Annotated in this window: 18 protein-coding genes and 1 pseudogene; 14 read left to right on the top strand and 5 right to left on the bottom strand. The window is 33.3% G+C overall.

The features are described 5' to 3' along the window. Nucleotides 1-175: 175 nt before the first annotated feature. On the bottom strand, nucleotides 176-1,648 hold the full coding sequence (locus tag BGO27_02980) for a hypothetical protein (GenBank protein OJV16296.1): 1,473 nt from the start codon (nucleotides 1,646-1,648) through the stop codon (nucleotides 176-178). Between the two features lie 176 nt (nucleotides 1,649-1,824). Between BGO27_02980 and BGO27_02975 the strand changes: the two genes are divergently transcribed. From BGO27_02975 to BGO27_02950, 6 genes and pseudogenes are all read left to right on the top strand, one after another. After that, nucleotides 1,825-2,241 (top strand): Co2+/Mg2+ efflux protein ApaG, encoded by a 417-nt coding sequence (locus tag BGO27_02975; GenBank protein ID OJV16295.1) that lies wholly within the window; start codon nucleotides 1,825-1,827, stop codon nucleotides 2,239-2,241. Nucleotides 2,242-2,368: 127 nt separating this feature from the next. Beyond that, nucleotides 2,369-2,602, top strand: a complete 234-nt coding sequence (locus tag BGO27_02970) for a hypothetical protein (protein OJV16294.1) — start codon at nucleotides 2,369-2,371, stop codon at nucleotides 2,600-2,602. 3 nt (nucleotides 2,603-2,605) lie between these two features. Continuing rightward, entirely contained in the window at nucleotides 2,606-2,947 is a 342-nt protein-coding gene (locus BGO27_02965; GenBank protein ID OJV16293.1) for a monothiol glutaredoxin, Grx4 family, read from the top strand. Between the two features lie 6 nt (nucleotides 2,948-2,953). Continuing rightward, a complete protein-coding gene (locus BGO27_02960; protein ID OJV16292.1) occupies nucleotides 2,954-3,865 on the top strand; it encodes a hypothetical protein in 912 nt (303 codons plus the stop codon). Next, nucleotides 3,840-4,391, top strand: a pseudogene (locus BGO27_02955) (hypothetical protein). Before BGO27_02960 ends, BGO27_02955 begins: the two are co-directional and overlap by 26 nt. Nucleotides 4,392-4,546: 155 nt before the next feature. Beyond that, nucleotides 4,547-5,878, top strand: coding sequence for a hypothetical protein (locus BGO27_02950; protein ID OJV16291.1), 1,332 nt, complete (start codon nucleotides 4,547-4,549; stop codon nucleotides 5,876-5,878). Nucleotides 5,879-5,888: 10 nt separating this feature from the next. On the opposite strand, the gene BGO27_02945 is transcribed toward BGO27_02950, so the two are convergent. Further along, the gene (locus tag BGO27_02945) at nucleotides 5,889-6,959 is read right to left on the bottom strand and encodes a hypothetical protein (protein ID OJV16290.1); all 1,071 of its coding nucleotides are present in this window, start codon (nucleotides 6,957-6,959) and stop codon (nucleotides 5,889-5,891) included. Nucleotides 6,960-7,006: 47 nt separating this feature from the next. Here BGO27_02945 and BGO27_02940 point away from each other — a divergent pair, with 47 nt between their 5' ends. The 5 genes from BGO27_02940 (at nucleotide 7,007) to BGO27_02920 (ending at nucleotide 12,994) form a co-directional block, all read left to right on the top strand. Then, a complete protein-coding gene (locus BGO27_02940) occupies nucleotides 7,007-8,260 on the top strand; it encodes a tyrosine--tRNA ligase (GenBank protein ID OJV16289.1) in 1,254 nt (417 codons plus the stop codon). A gap of 64 nt (nucleotides 8,261-8,324) precedes the next feature. Beyond that, on the top strand, nucleotides 8,325-9,503 hold the full coding sequence (locus BGO27_02935; GenBank protein OJV16288.1) for a hypothetical protein: 1,179 nt from the start codon (nucleotides 8,325-8,327) through the stop codon (nucleotides 9,501-9,503). A gap of 4 nt (nucleotides 9,504-9,507) precedes the next feature. After that, nucleotides 9,508-10,038: a hypothetical protein gene (locus BGO27_02930; GenBank protein OJV16287.1), complete on the top strand. Its 531-nt coding sequence runs from the start codon at nucleotides 9,508-9,510 to the stop codon at nucleotides 10,036-10,038. A gap of 3 nt (nucleotides 10,039-10,041) precedes the next feature. After that, the gene (locus tag BGO27_02925) at nucleotides 10,042-11,775 is read left to right on the top strand and encodes a hypothetical protein (GenBank protein ID OJV16286.1); all 1,734 of its coding nucleotides are present in this window, start codon (nucleotides 10,042-10,044) and stop codon (nucleotides 11,773-11,775) included. 424 nt (nucleotides 11,776-12,199) lie between these two features. After that, nucleotides 12,200-12,994 (top strand): enoyl-[acyl-carrier-protein] reductase, encoded by a 795-nt coding sequence (locus BGO27_02920; GenBank protein ID OJV16297.1) that lies wholly within the window; start codon nucleotides 12,200-12,202, stop codon nucleotides 12,992-12,994. A 220-nt stretch (nucleotides 12,995-13,214) separates the two neighbouring features. On the opposite strand, the gene BGO27_02915 is transcribed toward BGO27_02920, so the two are convergent. Beyond that, nucleotides 13,215-16,313, bottom strand: coding sequence for a hypothetical protein (locus BGO27_02915; protein ID OJV16285.1), 3,099 nt, complete (start codon nucleotides 16,311-16,313; stop codon nucleotides 13,215-13,217). Between the two features lie 279 nt (nucleotides 16,314-16,592). Between BGO27_02915 and BGO27_02910 the strand changes: the two genes are divergently transcribed. Continuing rightward, nucleotides 16,593-17,408, top strand: coding sequence for a diaminopimelate epimerase (locus BGO27_02910; GenBank protein OJV16284.1), 816 nt, complete (start codon nucleotides 16,593-16,595; stop codon nucleotides 17,406-17,408). A gap of 86 nt (nucleotides 17,409-17,494) precedes the next feature. Beyond that, nucleotides 17,495-18,382, top strand: a complete 888-nt coding sequence (locus BGO27_02905) for a hypothetical protein (GenBank protein ID OJV16283.1) — start codon at nucleotides 17,495-17,497, stop codon at nucleotides 18,380-18,382. On the opposite strand, the gene BGO27_02900 is transcribed toward BGO27_02905, so the two are convergent. Together BGO27_02900 and BGO27_02895 are read right to left on the bottom strand one after the other, a co-directional pair. Beyond that, a complete protein-coding gene (locus BGO27_02900; protein ID OJV16282.1) occupies nucleotides 18,366-19,115 on the bottom strand; it encodes a dihydropteroate synthase in 750 nt (249 codons plus the stop codon). The two genes, BGO27_02905 and BGO27_02900, sit on opposite strands and share 17 nt — an antisense overlap. Next, on the bottom strand, nucleotides 19,094-19,528 hold the full coding sequence (locus BGO27_02895; GenBank protein OJV16281.1) for a 2-amino-4-hydroxy-6-hydroxymethyldihydropteridine diphosphokinase: 435 nt from the start codon (nucleotides 19,526-19,528) through the stop codon (nucleotides 19,094-19,096). The genes BGO27_02900 and BGO27_02895 overlap by 22 nt, the downstream gene beginning before the upstream one ends. A gap of 74 nt (nucleotides 19,529-19,602) precedes the next feature. On the opposite strand from BGO27_02895, the gene BGO27_02890 reads away from it, so the two are divergent. Next, complete coding sequence (locus BGO27_02890) at nucleotides 19,603-20,841, top strand: hypothetical protein (GenBank protein OJV16280.1); 1,239 nt, start codon at nucleotides 19,603-19,605, stop codon at nucleotides 20,839-20,841. The last annotated feature ends 211 nt before the right edge of the window (nucleotides 20,842-21,052 follow it).

Here is a 21,052-nt window from a genome sequence, read left to right as displayed (position 1 = left end):
ATTCCTTCCTTATTATAACCCTTTCAGACATCCTTATTGTCAACCCTTTTCCGTCACCAAAACTTTGAACTTCTACAATTGTGAAGAAGTTTGCCTGAATTAGGTAGCGTAAATGCTTTAGAAAGCAAATTTGGGTTGTTAATAACATTCACCCTCAAAATTTCTTTCACTATAATCACGCTGAGCTTAAAAAACTGAATGTGAGAGTTACAGTTGTGCCAAGCCCAACTTCACTGGTTATCTCAAATTTACCGTTCATCAGCTCAACCAGCTTTTTTGTAAGCGGCAGACCAAGCCCAGTACCTGCATGTTTCTTACTTAATGAGCTTTCAACCTGTACAAATGGCTGCATTACTTTTGCTATATCTTTCGGGGCAATTCCGATTCCAGTATCAGATATCTGGATCTTAATAATTTTATCATTATCGTTAGCAACAACATCTACTCTAACTTCACCATTTTCAGGGGTGAATTTAATAGAGTTAGACATTATATTTAAAAACACTTGCTTCAGGCGCTTAGGGTCGGCATTTAATATATAATGTTTATCACCTGAATTATCGGTAATAGTAATTTTTGCTTCGTCTGCTTTTGGCTTAACAATACGAATACATTGTTTTATCATTTTTATAGAGTCAACTTCGATTTGCTCAACTTGTAGCCTGTCTGCTTCTGCTTTAGAAAAATCAAGAATATCATTAATTAGACTCAATAAATGAGTTCCCGATGAATGAATGTCATTACCATATTCCTGATATTGTGGATTGCCTAGGCTACCCAAACTATCGTTTCTAATGATATCGGAAAAACCAATAATCGAGTTTAGTGGGGTTCTAAGCTCATGACTCATATTAGCCAGGAACATTGATTTTTGATTACTAAGTTCTTCGGCTTTCTTTTTCGCTTCTTCCAGCTCCAGGTTTACTTCAATTTGTTTGTTAATAATTTTCTGCGCTTTGATAGAAGTCATAGCAAGTATAACAAAAATAACGCTTATAATTGCCAGAATAATTACAGTTACACCAATCTGAATGTTATACATTTGCTTCCAGGAAGCCGTAATATCGTAGTAAACTTCAATAACTGCTTCTGTTTGATTTGTATTAGAAATTGGAATAAGTGCTTTAATAAAAAACGCTTTTTTATCTACACCATTCTCTTTTACAACGCCATGAATAATTCGGTTTTGAATAGACCCGAGTACAGCTTTTTGAAATGCTTTACTATTTGTGACAGAATATTTTTCATCCATAAAATGCATGCATATTTTGTCAAGTATAGAGAAATCAATTTCTGAAATATCAATATTATTTGAATCTAAAAACTGTATGCCCTGAGTGGTTTTAATTGATAACTTGGTTAGCTTAACTTCATCTGTAATTCTTTTGCTATATTCGCTGAAAACTGCCAAGTTTTTATCATTTGACCATAGTTGAAGAGGTGTTGGAAATAAGGTTTTTAGGTAAGGACCAAAACCAGTCCATAGGTATTTACCGTACAAATTTTGTAAGTTAGAATTGCTAACTGGTAAAATTTCTTCAAATGAAGTATTCATATGTGCGGCTCTGATGTATGACCCAACCAGGTTGAGACCCACGGAAATCATAACCACAAAGGCGAGAAAAAAATATCTTACTGATGCAAGCATGTTATACTATGTTTAATAATTTAGCGTTTAATAGTATACTCTCCTAAAGTATTAATTCAAGAGGATTTTTATCTGTAAATTGAAAATAATAAAATATACTCAGATTTTAATAAATCTCAGCTAGACTAGCGGGTTCAAGGGTGGTATAACACCCTTAAATTTGATAAGCGGTAAATATGGAAAAGCAGACATTATATAAATTTGTAAATGATACTGATGGCATAGTTATTACTGCAATCCCAACTTTTGACCATGACCATTCTCTTCCAGAAGATCTGGAATTCATATGGTTATATAAAATTATTATTGAAAATCAGACAAATAATCCCCATCAATTAGTTGCAAGAATGTGGAATATTATCGATTCAGATGGCTGTGTTGAAGAGGTTTACGGTTATGGCGTTGTTGGCGAACAACCCGTTATTAACCCTGGTGAGTCTTACGAATATACCAGCAAGGTTAGCGTCAGAACATCTTCAGCAATTATGGCGGGCAACTATGAAATGCTGAATATCGACACAGGTGATATAGTAATAGCTGTAATACCAAGTTTTGCGCTTGAAAGCCCATATAACAGAAATATTGTAAATTAGAAGCCTGAATAAAATGTAAATTAGAAGCCTGAATAAAATGTAAATTAGAAATTAGAATAAAATGTAAATTAGAATAGATTTATCAAAAAACTTTGGATATATTACACTTAATTATAAGGAAGGGAATATGCCTGTATCATACGATCAAATATCTGAATTACTTACAAAAAACATGCCAGATGCTAAATGGGAACTTATAGATATGGTGGGTGATAATAACCATTGGTCTCTTACCATTACATCAGAGCATTTTAAAGGCAAACCGCGTGTTATGCAGCATAAAATGGTAAATGAAGCCTTAAAAACCATATTAGGTGGTGATCTTCATGCATTAAAAATTACAACAAAAACAGAGGGTTAAATCATGTCTCGCACTCAAGAAGAATTATTTGCAGAAATCGAAAGTCAAATCAACAATAATGAAGTTGTACTTTACATGAAAGGCAATAAAGATATGCCTATGTGTGGCTTTTCAGCGACTGTAGTTGCTATCTTAAAAAAGCTTAACGTAGAGTTTTACGATGTAAATATTTTAGAAGATCAGGAAATAAGAGAAGCTATTAAAGCTTATACAGACTGGCCAACTATTCCTCAGTTATATGTAAAAGGTGAGTTTGTGGGCGGTTGTGACATTGTTAAAGAAATGTATCAGGATGGTGAGCTTATGGAGCTTCTCAAACAAAAAGAGGTTAGTTTTTCAGAGTAATAAAATATGCTAGCTTTAGATATCAAAGATTTAGTGAAAGTTTACAAAGGAGATAAACAAGAAAAAATCGCCTTAAACAACCTAAACTTACAAGTCGAAAAAGGTAGTTTTTTTGCTTTATTAGGACCCAACGGGGCTGGCAAATCAACTACTATTGATATTTTGGCAGGCCTAACAATTAAAACCTCTGGTAGAGTTAAAATTTGCGGTCTTGATCTTGATAATAAATTTATCGACACCCGCTATAAAATTGGCGTAGTACCCCAGGAATTAATGCTGGATTCTTTCTTTAGCGTAAAAGAAATTCTTGAGTATTATGCAGGTTATTATGGCGTTAAAAATAGCAGCAAAAAGATAAAAGAGCTTTTAGAAAGGCTTAATCTTGTTGAAAAGCAGAATACTTTAACCCATGCTTTATCTGGCGGCATGAAAAGAAGGCTTCTTGTTGCGAAAGCTTTGGTGCATTCGCCAGAACTAGTAATACTTGATGAACCTACAGCAGGGGTAGATATTGAACTAAGGCAAAACCTTTGGGATTATATTAAAGAGCTTAATAAGGAAAAAGGCACTACAGTTATTATAACAACCCATTACTTAGAAGAAGCCGAAATGCTATGTGATCAAATAGCAATGATTAACAAAGGCGAAATTGTTGCAAAAGATACTACATGTAATCTTATACAAAAGTACACAAGTAAAAAGTTTGTGGTTAAATTAGGTTCGCTTCAGCAAGTGCCAAATGCTTTAAGGCAATATACAGTAGATGCCTTTGAAAATACACTAACCATTACTGTAAATTCTGACATACCAAATAGTAAGGTTATAAATGACATATTCACAGGGTTTACTGAAATAGTCGATTTTAAAATTGAAACGCCTTCATTAGAAGACGTTTTCAGGAAATTGGTATATGCTTAAGTTTATAATAATACTATTAATTAACGTTCACCTTGCTAACGCCAATACTGAAGTTGGTGGAAGTTTTTCGTTAATTGATCAGCATGGTAAAGTAGTTACAGACAAATCCCTACATGGTAAAAAAACGCTTTTATATTTTGGATATACATTTTGTCCTGATTTTTGCCCAGCAACTTTGAACAATTTGACCTTACTTCTTAATGAAATGCCTAAAAATCAAGTAGATAAGTTAAATGTTGTTTTTGTAACCGTAGATCCTGAAAGAGACACTAAACAGCTTTTATCAGAATATATGACTAATTTTGATCCGCATATTAAAGCCTTAACAGGCACAAAGGAACAAATTAACGATATTGTTAAGAAGTTCAAAGTATATGCCGCTAAAGTAGAAAATGCAGAAAATCCTGACCTTTATACCGTTAATCACACCACAATAATGTTTCTTTTTGACGAAAACATGAAGCTTATTACAGCTTTTCCACATGACTTTAAAAATACTGATGTTATACAATATCTTACTCAGTAAAATTCTATATATATCAACTACATACAAAATATTTTAAATATTGATATTCTTAGTATTGATACTGCTAAAAATATAAGTTATAATAAAATTATTAATATTTTAACTATTTTTAATTTTAGACTCTCCAGATTATTTATTCAGAGAGGAGTATAGCAGTGCCAGATACTAAACCTGAGAACATAAAAAAGCCAAACTTTTTTAAGGACTATATTGAGCCTGTAAAAAAGTTTTTAGCAAACCCAATTTCTTTGGCAATTGTTGGATTTGCTTTTTCGGTTGTTATGTTAGCGATTACAGCGGCTACTGCAGCCACTGGTGTTACTTTACTAGTTCCTATATTATCTCTTGCTGTTACAGTAATAGGGTCAGCAACTTCCTTAGCTTATAACTATAAAATAAATCAAAAAGAAAGACAAATCGCAAAGGTGATGAAAGCACCAGTCAGAACGCGCGAGAGAAATGAGAAAGCACTAGAGATACTTGAAGGCATTTCAGATAAACTCATCAAGCGTGAAAATGCCAATAAAAGTCAAATAAGCAAAGAAGAATATGACTCTCAAAAAGTAAAGAAAACTGAATTTCTTGCAGAAAAAATACTGTTTACTACTAAGGATCTTGAGCAATACAGAGAAAACGGCTTAAGGTATAAAAAAGGTATATCAAACAAATTTTATAGAATAATGACTAAACAGGCGATTTACGAAAATGAGCTTAAAGATACAAAAGAAAAAGGTAAAAATGGAGAAGAAATTATAATTCCAGGAATAGCAAGACATCACAAGGCAGGTTATCTTGGGAAAAAATTTATTAAACATTATGGGATAGCCAATGCCGCTGAAATTGGTATGCTATTTTTTTCGAGTCCTTTAGGAATAGCAAAGTGGGCATTTTTTACAGCAGGTGTTGGGTGGGCATCATCCGCTGCAACTATATACAATAATCATGAAAATAAAAGAAAAGCTGTAGAAAAAATATATAAAAGTTTCGCCGAGTTTATACCAAAAATTAAAGCTATGGACGATGATCCTGTTGCAAAAGATGAGTTTCTAAAAATTTTAGGAGATATGTTTGAAGATCAGTACATAATATCTGGAATGAATAAAAAAATAACTGAAAAATTTGATAAGTATGTTACAGGTGCTGATGGAAAAGTTGATCCTAAAAAAGTGGATGAATTTTTAAAAGATATTGATAAACATAAACAAAGTGTAGCAAAGACCTATTCAAAGTCTTCAATGAAAGATAACTTAAGAAGTATACAAAATTACTTTAAAAGAAATTACTTTGAGTATACAGGATATTACAAACAAATTGATGATTACGCTGCAAAATTTAAAGAACAACAGGAAAGCAAAGGAAAATTTGCTAAAAAATATGCTGCAGACAAAACTAACCATAAAAGGAGACATAGTATTGCTGCACCAACTGCTACACCACGTATACTAGACGACAAGAAAACAGGTATAAGTGGCGGTATACATCATTAAATTTTAAATATTACAATTTACGTCCGCCAGCACCACCATTATTATTTTTCTCAACCTGCTGACTTTGACTTTTGTCCCTTGCGCTTACTTTAGATATTGAGTAATCCACTTCATTAGAAAATACGCCCTTAACACTTGCATGAATCTGAAAATCTTTCGCTGCTTCTTTCATTTCTTCCGAAGCAAATAGCCTGTTTAGTTTTTTTGCCTTCTTTTGCTTGCGCATCTCAGACTGAAGTTCTGTTTTTTGAATAGGATCAAGGTTAACATTCAAATCATTCGGATGCAGATCTTTGGGCTGTTTTTTATTAATCTGATTAATTTTAAGAAACTCTTTACCTATTATTGCCCCAGATATCCCGAATGAAAGCGGCAATACAACGTCAATTAGTGAAAACCCTCCAAATAACCCTACACCCAAGCCGAATGCACCAGCAGTAATGGCTGTTAGTAAACTAGTTTTAGATAGTTTTGTTTTAGAAAGCTTGAGCTGATTTTGGATAGCAAGCTGAAGCATAGACTGTATTTGGCTAGACACTTTTTTACGGTTCTTAATAATTGCAACCAACTGCCCTAAATCTTCGTAATAATCCTGCCCAAGTTCTTCGCTTAAAAGACCCATAATAAAATCACGGATTTTTTCTTTAAGTTTTTCCTTTACAGCAAGCTTTGCTTCTTCTTCATTACTATAAATATCGAGATCAAGTTCACCTTCTAACACTTCATCTGCAATCAAATCTACTGCGAAATCAACTGTTGCTTCTAAGTGCTGATTCTGACCTTTTTTATTACCGAATGCTATGAAACTAGCATAAATACCCCTCTCTGACTGAGGCATCTCCATAATAATATCTACGCTTTTCTTATCATTTAAGAAATTTTTAAGATTTTGTGACCACTTATCAGCTTGCAATTGGCATGCTTCTTTATCTGTTTTTTCATTATCATTCAATAAGTTGCAAAGAACCGATGACATAACCGCTTTGCCGCCTTCATTAAATATCTGCTTATTATCTATCAAATGATTATCACAAACTGTAGAAATTGTTTGATAAATAAGCTGTAAGGGTTTAAATTGCATTTGCGAAATTTATTATATTTATTTTCATTATAATTAGAGGGTTAAGCATGAGTCAAGCTGATATAGATACAAATAACTTAAAAAGTGCATTTCTTAAAGAATTTGTTGCTCGCGGGTTTTATTATCAGTCAACTGACCTTGCATCCCTTGATAAGCTTTTTGCTGAAGAAAGCGTAACAGTTTATATTGGCTTTGACTGTACTGCTAAGACGTTGCATGTGGGAAGCCTGATGCAAATCATGTTATTTAAGCTTTTACAAAAGCATGGACATAAGCCATTAGTCTTAATTGGCGGCGGAACCACTAAAATCGGTGACCCTTCAGGAAGAGATGAAGCTAGAAAATTACTTACAGACGAACTTATTCAGGAGAACTTTGACGGTATTAAAAATACAATAGCACAGTTTATTTCCTTTGGGAATACAGCAAACAGCGCAAAAGTTGTAAATAATAATGACTGGCTTAAAGATCTGAAATATATAGAATTCTTACGTGACTATGGCTCACTTTTCTCAGTAAATCGTATGCTTGCAATGGATAGTGTTAAAATAAGGTTAGAGAGAGAGCAAAACCTGTCATTCCTTGAGTTTAACTATATGTTACTTCAGGCTTATGATTTTATGCACCTTAATAAAGCAGAAAACTGCCGCGTTCAGATTGGTGGTAGCGACCAGTGGAGCAATATTATTAACGGTGTTGACTTAGTTAGAAAAATGGGCGGTAAAGAGTCTTATGGTCTTACAACGCCGCTAATCACTACAGCCAATGGCTCAAAAATGGGTAAAACTGCAAATGGCGCTGTATGGCTTAGTAGCGAATTCTTACCTGCTTATGATTACTGGCAGTTCTGGCGCAATACTGACGACCGTGACGTTTTCAGATTTATGCGTTACTTTACAGATATTCCAGTCCAAGAAATCGCTGAGTTTGAAAAATCTGATAAAAATATCAATGATTTCAAGGTATTACTTGCAAATGAAGCTACAAGCCTTTGTCATGGTAGGGAAGCAGCTGAGCAAGCCCATCAAACAGCTTTAAACACATTTTATGCAGCTAAAAGCGGAGAAGGTTTACCAGAGTTCAAAATTGACGGCGAACCAATGCTTTATGATGCCATTAAACAATCAGGCTTAGCTGATAGCAATGGTGAGGCTAAAAGACATATCAAAGCTGGTGCGGTAAGGCTAGATGACGAGCCGGTAACTGATGAGTTTTATAAAATTACCGATAGTATTTTTTCTGCAAAATCAAGGATTAAGCTTTCAGTTGGCAAAAAGAAACACATCATACTAACAAAATAGTTAATTTTTTAACATAAACATGGTACAATATAATCAAGTTTACATCATAAATTTGGGTTATACTATGAAATCAATACAGCAACGTTTTGCAAGCCAACTTCAAACTAGGGTTTTAGAAAAATTAAGTCGTTCTGCAGCGAATAGCACCTCAAGACAATATACTACTGCAAAAATTGAATCAAAGGCTGCAGAATATATTGATAACAGTTCTAAAACTGCTCGCAAAAATGATAATCTAAAAGATAAGGTTAAGCTACAAGCAGAAATTGAACAACAAAAAATCAAAGTAACCCAAAGCGATAAAGAAGTTGAAAAGTTAGAAAAAGCTTTAAAAGATGCTAAAATTAAAAACCTTCAACAAAAAGAAACCTTAGCATCTCAACTTGAAAATGCCGGCTTTAAAGAAGGAACAGTAGCACAGCAACTGACAGCCAATACCGTAAAAGCTGTAAATGCTACAAAAGATAAAGTTAAAAAAAGCCAAATGATACAAGAAGTTAATAAAATGTTTTCTGGTAGCATTGGAATGGCAAAATCAGCTGCAAAAGTTGGTGGTTATATTGGCGCTGCTAAAGGCATACTAGATGTTGCAGCATATGGCAATATGGTGTTTAACGGCACACATTTAAAGGTTATTGAGCGCCTAAGATCTGAAAACAAAAGAAATAGGGTCACTAAAGATGCTGAAAATACACTAAAAAGCAATAACTTTAACTCTGCAAACTTTTCGCCAAATGTATACGAAAGTATTACAAATACATTAGGAAAAAATATATCTTTAGCTGAAAAAAACATTGAAAAAACCCTAAATAACATTGAAATTGAGATGGCAAGAGAAAATCCTAGTTTCAGAAACCTACAGGGCTTAGGACTTATGCCATTCATTTCTGGTTCACTTGACGGATTATTTGAAGCGGCATCACCCAAATTAAAAAAGCAAATTGCAACTCCCTTAGAGCTTGCTATTACTGTTCTTAAAACTTTACCTGGTACTGTTGTAGCTAGCACAGAATTAGTAGAAGACTTAGTTTACCAGGTAGGTAAAGGAGCAATTGATATAACTCATGCTATCCAAAAAGAAGCCAAAAAGTATCCTGGAGACAAAATTCCAGAATATAAGCTTAACGAAATGCTAAATGAATATACAGAAAAAACAGCAAATATGGTTACACAAGTAATAGAAGAAAACACATCAAATATGTTAAATAACAATGCATTTAAATCTCCAGTAAAACAAAGGTAGTATTATGTTAAGTAAGGATCAAATAAAGAAACTTAGTGATGGAATAAAACAAAATCAAAAGCATTTTCAAAGCATGCTACCAGCAAAATATAGCATTATTAGCTGCCACATGATTATGACCTCTTTTTTAAGTTGGGCAGGTCATAAAACTAATATTTCAAATACGGCATATGCTGCAGCAGATGAAATAGCTTTACATAAAGTATTCAATTATCCTAATACAAATTCAATGTTTAGTGACCATAACCCATTTCATAAAACAATAAAAAATACAGTTGCTTTATTTGAAGAAGTTGGAGTCAATGATCCAAATATTTTTGCGCCTATAGTTGAGAAATTATATAGAGAGTGTATTGATAATCAAATAAAAAATGAACATCCTTCAAGTTCAAGAATTACAGAAGCTCTTGAACAGCTTGCTCAGCAAAAAGCATTAACAAGCCTACATCACAAACCAATTGAATCTATGCTACAAGAAGGATTAAAAAAAGATTCAAAACCAAAGAATATCCAAAGCAATTCCAAGGGTTTATAAATCATGTTAAACTCAAATAATCCAATTCTAAGACCAGGATATTTAATCAATGCTGAAGACATCAGCAAAGCTCTTCATAATATTTATCAAACAGGCGATCTTAAGGTTTTTAACTCAGTTTTCTATCCTATTGTTGACCCTTTCAAATTTACGCCAACTTACTTTCAAGATGTTAAAGATCAGTACTCAAGTATAGATGTAAACAACTTACATGATTATAATGACATATTTAATAACATAAACTCAGGTCAAAATAATATTTTTATATTTAATAATAGCAACAGACCTGGAGAACACTGGTTTAGTATTGTAGTAAAAAAAGTTGGTAATGAATATATCATTTCATATTTAAATTCTCTTATTACCGAGAATCTTGTGCCAGAACACATAGATACTGTTAAAGAAATATGCAAAAAGGCACATTTAGCTTCTGGTGGAGTTGAACGAAGTGGTGATGATTTATTTATAATCTATAGCCCCAACAAACTTGGTCAGGGTGAAAATAAAGTTTGTGGCGCTGTAAGCACTATAAACGCAATATTAATTGCAAGAGATATCAGCATTAAAGATCCTGATTTGGTATACTATACTGAAAAAAGTATCCAGTTATTATATTCCAGAATTTATTTTAAGCTTTTAGAAAGCTACGAAATTACACCAAATGAGCTGATTGGGTTAATGTATCATAATCCTGTAATGGGAATACAAAATAACCTTGAACATGATATTGATATAAATCAATTTATTATTCCGCAAAGACTCATACAATTACAAAGCATAGTCCAAAATGTTAAAGAAACTTATCTGCGTGATAATCCAGGCGATTATTTATCTGACCTTGCTCTAATACAGCATCATCAAAATATTCTAGATGAAGAAAATAGACTTCAGGCAGCTCAGGTTGCTGATCTTTCAAAATCTACCTTAGAAGCAAATAATGCAGCTTTTAAAGATGGTAGCTATTTCGATATCAGAAAATACATGCTTGATGTATCTACAAAACAGTATCAGTTTACATTACAACTTCAGCAAAATGCGCAGGCACCTGTAAATAATGTTGTGCAGCCAGCTCCTGCTCCTGCACCGTCAGCACCAGAACTAGAGGATATTATTATTGTACCTGAAGATATGGCATCAAGTATAGTTCCATCTGCACCACCGCTAAACGACGTACAAGAAGCCCCTCCAGCACCTTTAGCGCAGCCTGATGAGAATACTAACAGATCAGCTTCTGAAATATTACCAGAGCAATTAAAGCAGCATTTTCCTAATTTAAACAACAACATCAATACTTCAAACCGCTTTTCTGAACCACAATTAAAACCAGTAAGTACAGTAGCCCCACCTAAACCTCAAATACAAAAGCCTTCAGCAAATCAAGGTAAATCATCTGGTTTTGGTGTGCTGGGTACAATATTATTTGCAGCAGCTATATTTATTACATGTGCTGCAATTATTGCTGCTGGCATTTATTTTACTGGATTTGCAGCATTTACAGTTGCAACCCAGGCAATCATCGGAGCTGTATCCGCGGCCGTATCAATAACAGTTACAGCGGCAGTTGCAGGCAGCAAATCAAACAATCCTACACATCAGCCAGATTTAGGGGAAAAACCTAGCCCCACCCTTTCCCGTGATCATATAGATGCGCTCAATCAATTAAAGCAGAAACAAAACTCCACCCCAAACATATCTCCAAACAGATCTGAAAGAGGCGAAAACACTAGAAAACCTTAGGGACTATAATCTAAAAGTGGCAGGAATGACGAATGAAATGTACTAATAAGTACTATGCGCAAGAAAATGACGAACCAACTTTCACCACCCCGTAACTACCATAGACCAAAGATAAATCCAAAAGTGGCAGGAATGACGAACGAAATTTACTAATAAGTACTATGCACAAGAAAATGACGAACCAACTTTCACCACCCCGTAACTACCATAGACCAAAGATAAATCCAAAAGTGGCAGGAATGACGAACGAAATGTACTAATAAGGTACATGAGTAAGGAAATGACGAACCAATTTTTGATTTATCGAAGGTATATTCTTGATTATTTGGAAATAATTGCTATTTTACATCATATTATTATGAATTTTTATATGGTGTTTATTATGGATTCTATGAATGAAGAGTATTATCCTAAGGGTGAGTTGATGGCTGGTAAAAGGGGCGTTATTATGGGCGTGGCTAATGATAAGTCTATTGCTTGGGGTATTGCTCAGTCTTTACATGCGCAGGGTGCTGAAATTGCTTTTACTTATCAGGGTGAGGCTTTACTTAAGAGAGTTGAAAAATTAGCTGCTGAACTTGGCAACAATCCTTTGATGATTCAGTGCGATGTATCTGACGAAGCATCTGTTGAGGCTGCATTTAATGAAATTGAGCAGAAATGGGGTAAAATTGACTTTTTAGTACATGCTATTGGATATTCTAATAAAGAAGAACTTAAGGGTGAATACGTTGATACATCGCTTGATAATTTCTTACTTACTATGAACATATCTGTTTACTCATTTACCTTAGCAGCAAGGCATGCAAAACGCCTTATGACAGATGGTGGTAGTCTTGTAACTCTTACATATTACGGCGCTGAAAAAGTTATGCCAAACTATAATGTTATGGGTGTTGCTAAATCTGCACTCGAGACAAGTGTTAAATACTTAGCTATGGATTTAGGTAGATATAATATTCGTGTAAACTCTATTTCTGCAGGTCCCATTAAAACACTTGCTGCATCTGGAATTGGTGATTTTAGGTATATTTTAAAGTGGAATGAATATAACTCACCGCTTAAACGTAATACAAAAATCTCTGAAGTTGGCGGGGCAGCACTGTATTTATTAAGTGGTTTAGGATTAGGAACAACAGGTGAAAACCTTCACGTAGATTCAGGCTATCATGTTGTTGGTATGAAAGCTATTGATGCACCTGATATTTCAGTAGTATAACTATACAAAATATTAAGGGGCTTTATACCCCTTAATATTTTTCAATATTTGAAACCGTAACTTGAAAGCTATCATCATTTGCTTATAAAAGTTATAGTAAATTAGGTTCAATTTGACACAGGAATAACGAACGAAATGTAGATATGCCTACATGAGTGAGGAAATGACGCATATCAAATTAAACCTAATTTACTATAATGTTCGGATCATAAACAGAAATTCAACCTTTATAGTCAGTCTGTACAGATTCCCAAACCTTACTGACTGTTTCAATTAAATATTGAGTTTTAATTGGCTTAAATATATATGCCGATACACCGATTGAAGCTAGCATTGTTACTAAATCTTCATTTTCTGCATAGGTCAGCATGATTAAAGCAACATCTTTTACTGGTGAGTTCACAGCTTTAATTTGCTTTGCAAGCTCAGCGCCATCAAGATTTGGCATGATATAATCCAGCATTACAATTTGAATAGGGCTTCCCTGCTCTTTCATCATTATTAGCATATCCATTGCCTTAGTGCTATCTGCACACGAATAACATCTCATGCCATATTTTTCCAATTGCTCCGATACAATTGTGGCGTTTACAATTAAATCATCAACAATTAAAACTCTAACGCTTTGCAAGTTGTTGGTTACAATAGATTTTTTTTCAGGTATTTCAAGCCCACCATTACATGCAGTTAAGTTTAGGTTTACCCAAAAAGTGGAACCTGCACCCATTTCGCTTTCTACGCCAATTTCCCCACCCATCATTTCGGATAATTGCTTACAAATAGCTAAACCTAAGCCCGTACCACCATATTTTCTGCTTGTGGAAGAATCCGCCTGACTAAATTTTTGAAATAGTTTTTTCTGAACATCTTTAGGAATACCTATACCCGAGTCTTTAACCGAAATTCTAATAGTTTTTTTGTCAGAAGCAAGATTTACGCCACTCTTAATTTCTTCAACCTTCACTAAAACATAGCCTTGTTCAGTAAATTTAATTGCGTTACTTATCAGGTTATTAATAATTTGCCTTATACGGGTAGGGTCACCGACAAAATCCAAAGGCTCAGTTTTAACATGTACTATAAGTTCAATATTCTTTTCCCTTGATTTAACTGACATCAGGTCTGAAACTTCATTAACAATTTCATGAAGGTTGAATGATATATTTTCTAACTCAAGCTTGCCTGATTCAATTTTCGAGAAATCAAGAATATCATTAATTATTGTGAGCAACGCTTCAGATGAACTCATAACGGTTTTAGCATAATTATATTGCTGAGTTGTAAGCTGAGTATCTAATAACAATTCAGTCATTCCTATAATTCCATTCATTGGAGTTCTGATTTCATGACTCATAGTTGCTAAAAACTCAGACTTCATTCTGTTTGCAGCTTCAGACTGAGATTTAGCAACTTGAAGCTCAATATTTTTAAATTCCATATTTTGAGCAAATTTTGTAAGCGTATCCTCTGCATGTTTACGCTCTGAAATATCTCTAACACTGCCAACAAACATCTTATCACCATTTACTACAAACATACTTATCCCAAGTTCTATAGGAAATGTTGTACCATCCTTACGCTTAGCAACAACTTCACGCCCTATTCCAATAACTTTTGCCTTACCTGTTGTTAAGTAATTTTGCAGATAATTATCATGTTCAGATTGATATGGATCAGGCATAAGCAAATTAATTTTTCTTCCAATTACCTCTTTGCTATCATATCCAAAAATCTTTTCTGCTGATGGGTTAAAACTTTGAATAATACCTTTCATATCAATGGTTATAATACCATCAACCACAGTACCTAATATTGCCTGTGTTTGTCTCACTGATTCTTTTATTCTATCGTCTGCTATTTTTCTTTCTGAAATATCCCTAACGCTTCCGACAAACATTTTTTCGCCATTAATTTCGAATACACTAACACCAAGCTCGATAGGGAAAGTTGTAGCATCTTTTCTTTTAGCAATAACCTCACGACCAATTCCAATAACTTTTGCCTTACCTGTTGTTAGATAGTTTCTTAAGTAAAAATCATGCTCAGATTGATACGGCTCAGGCATAAGTAAATTAATTTTCTTACCAATTACCTCTGAGGCAACATAACCAAAAATTCTTTCAGCTGACGCATTAAAGCTTTCTATGTAACCCTGCATATCGATTGTTATAATACCATCAACTACTGTTCCTAAAATTGCCTGCGTTCTTTCGGTTACATTCTGAAGAGACCTGGTTTTTTCATCAAACATCTGCTGAGTCTTATTAGCCCGCGCCAAAATGTTAAAAGAAAACAGGAATATTGCTATACTACACAAAACCCCTATTATTATAATTAACTGAGGTTCTTTTGTATCGATGAAGTATTCAAACTTTGGCGTACTTTTCCAAACTATGGTCCACTCACGCTGCTTAATGCTAACCACTCTTTTGACTGAAAATTTTGACAATATAGATTTTGGCTTACTATGAGATGAATATATCAAGGCTTCATCATTTTCTTCTTTACCATCATATATTGCTATATCATAATATATACCCTGTAAATTAGCCAGGTCGTACAAAAAGTTTTCCCCTACAAACGGAGCATATACGAATCCTTTAAAAAACTTTACTCTTTCATCAACTGTATTAATAGGCTTTCCTTTTTCATATATTGGCAGAAACAGCATAAAACCAGGTTTTTTATTTTTATCCTGAAATAGCATAATGCGGTTAGTAATAGTTGCTTTCCCACTTTCAATAGCTAGTTTTGCAGCTTCTACCCTATTTTGTTCAAACATAATATTAATACCAAGAACCTTGGCATTAAATTCATATGGCTCAATAAATTTCACAATATTTAATGTTGGGGTATCTATAGTGGGGTATATTTTATAATCTTTAAAACCTTCTTTTTCCTTCATGAACTTGACAAAATTATTCAGGTTTTTATGCTCGACACGCTCTATATAGCCAATACCAAAAATACCTGGAAAATTTTCTTTAACATTAATAGCGTTACTGTAGTCTTTCCAGTCACCCCTTGACACGTAATCACTGGCAGCAAATAAACCCACCCCTCCAGCCAATGCCTGCTCATATGAATTCTGGCGATAAAGCATATTTTTTTCACTTTCACGTGTTAATGATTCAAACCTGTTAATACTGTTTTCCAGGCTTTTGTAATAAGAAGCTTTTTGAAGATAATACGTTCCAGTAAGAACCAGTAATGATAGCAATACTGATATTAATGTTACCCAGTAACTTGTAATTTTATTCTTATTTTGAGCTTCATTACTAGCTGATGTATCCTGATTACTATTTTTTTCATCACTCATTTTTAAGCTCAGTATTTTAATTTTAACTTCTTAATATGCACTTAATAAGTATAAATAGTTAATTTTTTAACCTCAACTTAATTTAACGCATGGGTTGATAAAAAATTCAACTTATTAACACACCACTAGAATTAGTTAACATTACTTTGCACTAAAAGTTTTATTTTTACTTATCTGCAAATTTTAGCTGACCGTAATAACCTGGTATTAAAACTTGAGTTTAAATTGGTTTTTGTTAAACTCTCCTCAAGTCGCATAAATTATATATATAGATTTACTATGATTACTTTTTCTAAAATGCATGGTCTAGGCAATGATTTCGTACTACTAGACCTTGATAATAACCCTGAAATAGAGTTTACAACATCATTTGTACAGTTTCTTTGCGACCGAAAATATGGCATTGGCGCTGACCAGTTGGTTACTATAAAGTCAATTCCTAATCATAAAGTTAAAATGGGTATATATAACAACGACGGTAGTATTTCTAATGCATGTGGCAATGCTACAAGGTGTATTGCACTATACTTATCTGAAAAGCATAATCAAAAAACATGGCAAATAGAGTCTCTTCTTGGTGACATTATAAATACAGAAGTTTTAGAGGGAGACATGGTAAAATCACAGTTACCAGCGCCTAAATTTAATTATGATCAGATTCCGCTATCTAAAAACTTTATAGAATCTATCGAGTTCTATGATTTTCCAAACCTTCCTAAGGGTTATTTTGTGAATGTTGGAAATCCTCATATAGTTTTTTTTGTAGATAATATAAATAAAATCAACATTCTTCATTATGGAAAAATCATTGAATCTCATGAATATTTCCCAGAAAAAGTTAATGTAAATTTTGCTGAAATTGTATCGAAATCTCATATAAACCTTAAAACTTACGAAAGAGGAACAGGTCTAACCCTTGCCTGCGGAACGGGAGCAGCTGCAACAGCTGTTTGCGCTATAAAATATATGGAAGCTGAAAAATCAGTGAAAGTTTCAATGATGGGGGGAGATCTCATTGTAAATTACGAGAATTCTATAATTAATACAGAAGGCTCAGCAACTAAAGTCTTTGATGGAATCATTCCCAAATATTAAATATCTTATCAATTGCAAAAATATTTATTTACTTTTTGTTTAAATTTTATTAATATATCGTTAATTAATTTGAAACAAAAAAACATATGAAAATACTTTATAATTACGCATTAGGTCATGATAAATCAACTTTAGTAACCCTTCTTCAGGATAAATCTATTACGTTTGATCAGGATGATTTAAATGAAGCGCTCTTAGAATGCAGCATATACGGAAGCAGGAAGGTTTTAAGATTATTAATTGAGTGCGGTGCTGATATTAATTTTAAAGACCCTACCAGTGGTCAAACCGTTCTGCATAAGTCGGTAAATAATCCTAAAAACTTTAAGTATTTACTTGCAAAAAAAGCAAATAAAAATGAATCATGCGACCTTGGAATGACACCATTACATTATGCCGTATTCAATATATGCCCAGATTCTGCTTTCATGTTACTTAATAGCAGAAATATAAAACTTGATATAAAAGATAAAGACGGTGCTACACCGCTGGATTATGCTTTAAATAATAATAATCTTAAAATGTTCAGCCTATTAGTATTTTTTGGTGTGAATGTGAAAAAATGCGTTACTGAAAATCCAGAATTTTTAAAAATTATCAATAGTAAAAATCCAAAATTTCGGGCTTATCAAGTGATTAGGTCATATATTAGTAAGTATAATAACAAAATAATATCAAAAACAAGTGAAGTAAAAACCCTAAAAAGTATGTACCACACAGCTAAATGCCGTGAATCTATAGGCTATGGCGAAAACTGGCGTGTAGTTGCTGGTAAATCATGCATCATGCCATCTGATGTTATGGGTGAAATAGAAAACTCTTTAAAAACTAGTGCAATAAATAATAAAAGAATATTAAGAACTGGTAGCTTTAAGGAAGATTCAATTATGCTCAATAATATCATCTATAATGCAACGCATACCAGAAAACCAAATTTTAGCATATCATCAATATCTACTACATCTTTAAAATAGAATGCAGTCTAACAAAATCAACACCTGCCTGTTTGAGGCGCATTGTAATCTCGTGCGTCTCAGTGTCTCTTTCTTTTGCAGGTTTATCTGTAAATAAAGTCATAAAAGACTTTCGCGAATGACCGTACAAAACAGGAATATCAATATTTTGCTTCAGTTTTACAGCCTCATTAATAATCTGAAGATCTTGTTGTTTAGTTTTACCAAACCCTATACCTGGGTCAAAAATTAGCCTTTCTTTAGGTATATATTTTACAACCTGCTCTACTTTCATATTATAAAAATCTATCAGAACCTTAATAATATCAGCATCTTCCGGAACTGTTATATTTTTGTCAGAAGGTATTCCTAAATTATGCATAAAAACATATAAAGTGTTAGAACTTCCTACTACATTAAGCATATTTGGATCCATAAAACAGCCAACATCATTGATAATATCAACACCACAATGTATACCATAATCTGCTGTCTTTGCTTTATAAGTATCAAGGCTTACCATTTTACCATGTATATGCGCCATATTAATAATGTCAGATAAATAAGGTTTTAAACGCTCTATTTCTTCATTACTATCAATAGGTTTTGAATTGGGGTTAGTAGACTCAGCGCCAACATCAATGATATCCGCCCCGTCATCGATAAGCTTTTGCACCTGCAACAATATTTTATCACCAGCATTATTATCTGAAAATGAATCGGGACTTATGTTTAAAATTCCAAAGATTTGCATAACAACCTTATATCATTAAGTGGAATCATTACAAAATCACGCTCTTTATAATGTGGGTGCGGCACTTTCAAATGTGGCAAATTATATACTTCATTATTATAAATAATAATATCAATATCTATAATTCTTGGTGACCATTTTTCATGATCCCCTCTTCCCATTCTAACTTCAGTTGCAAGCACAAAATCAAGTAAACCTTCAGCAGAAAGCTCTGTACTTCCAACAATTGCTATATTTAAAAATTCTATATCCCATTCTTTTGGCGCACCTTCAGGAACCATTGCATTATTATAGTAATTTTTTGATACTCCATAAATATCAATATTCTCCTTAAGCAGATTTAAGGCATTATCAATATTATCTTCCCGATTTCCTAAGTTTGTACCAAGAGCTAAGATTATTTCTTTTTTCAAAATTTTCCCAAAATATTATTTTTAAATTTTTTAACAACTGTTATAATTAAATAGAACACTCAAATATATAGCACATGAATTACAAAAAACAACTAGAGTGGCAAGATCCTGTTGAAATAGCAGCTAAGTTTGCTGATAAAAAATGCATGGCTTTTTTGCATTCTGGTTTAAAAACTAATTTTTCAGGTAATAAATCATTGTTAGCTGTTTATCCAAATAAGTTTTTAATCCCTGATAGCTTTGAAGACCTTAATAAATTAGAGCAAGATTATTATTTTGGCTTTATAGAATACGAATTCCCTGAAACCAATTTTAATACCATTTTCTATAGTTTTCATGTTGTTTTAATCTTCGATCATGAAACTAAAACAATTGAACTTAATGCTAGTGATGAAGAGCATTATAATAACTTTATTAAAAGATTAAAAGTTGATATTGAGCCTCCAAAAAACTCAAAAATATTCCGAATATTTTCGCATTTTAAAAAAGACGAGTATCTCAAATGCGTAGATATCATAAGGAATAATATTATCGATGGCGAAGTATATCAAGCTAACTTTACCAATAAATTTTACGGAAGGTTTGACAGCTTAAACGCATTTGATTTATATAAAAAATTACTTACTGCAAGCCCTAGTGTATATTCATGTTATATAAAATTTGATGATAAATATGTTATATCATCCAGCCCCGAACAGTTTGTCAAAATGGATAAAGATGGCAACTGCGAAACTCGCCCGATAAAAGGGACAGCAAGAAGAAGCAATGACCCCTCAGAAGATGATAGAATCAAAGAAATACTTGCTGGTTGCGAAAAGAATCGCGCTGAAAATTTAATGATTACCGACCTCATGCGTAACGACTTTAACCGCGTATGCGACGCAGGAAGTGTATTAGTTCCTAAACTTTTTGAAATATCTACGTATTCCCATCTCCACCATATGTCATCGACTATAATAGGCAAACTTGCAAGCGACGATAGATTTAAATTACTTAGCTGCTCTTTCCCTCCAGGATCAATGACTGGTGCGCCAAAACTTGCCGCAATTTCAATTTTAAAGGACATTGAAATGATACCACGCGGCATATATTCAGGTATCATTGGATATTTTGCACCAGATAAAAGTTTTGAGTTTTCAGTAGCCATAAGGACACTGCTTATCAATGAAGGTAATTTTGAATTTCAGGTTGGTGGTGGCATTACCATAGACTCAGCAGCAAATGATGAATTCGAGGAAATGATAACTAAGAGCTTAGGAATTATAAAAGCTTTAGGAATCACTGAAGAAGAAATACGAAAAGTTGTTGGGTAATACACTTTTATTTTTCTAGATTCTCACGAGGTATTTTATACCTCTCGGAATGAATATGTGCCACCAAGCCCCACAGTCATTGCTGTAGAAGTTCAAAGTATCGGTGACGGAATATTGACGGAAAAGGGTTGACAATAAGGATGTCTGAAAGGGTTATAATAAGGAAGGAATTTTTTAATATAACTTTAGAGGAAAGAGATGTCAGTTATAA

Source organism: Alphaproteobacteria bacterium 33-17, assembly GCA_001897445.1.
Classification (GTDB): domain Bacteria; phylum Pseudomonadota; class Alphaproteobacteria; order Rickettsiales; family 33-17; genus 33-17.
Note: the sequence above shows the minus strand (reverse complement) of the source record. Positions and strands in the feature narration are given on the sequence as shown.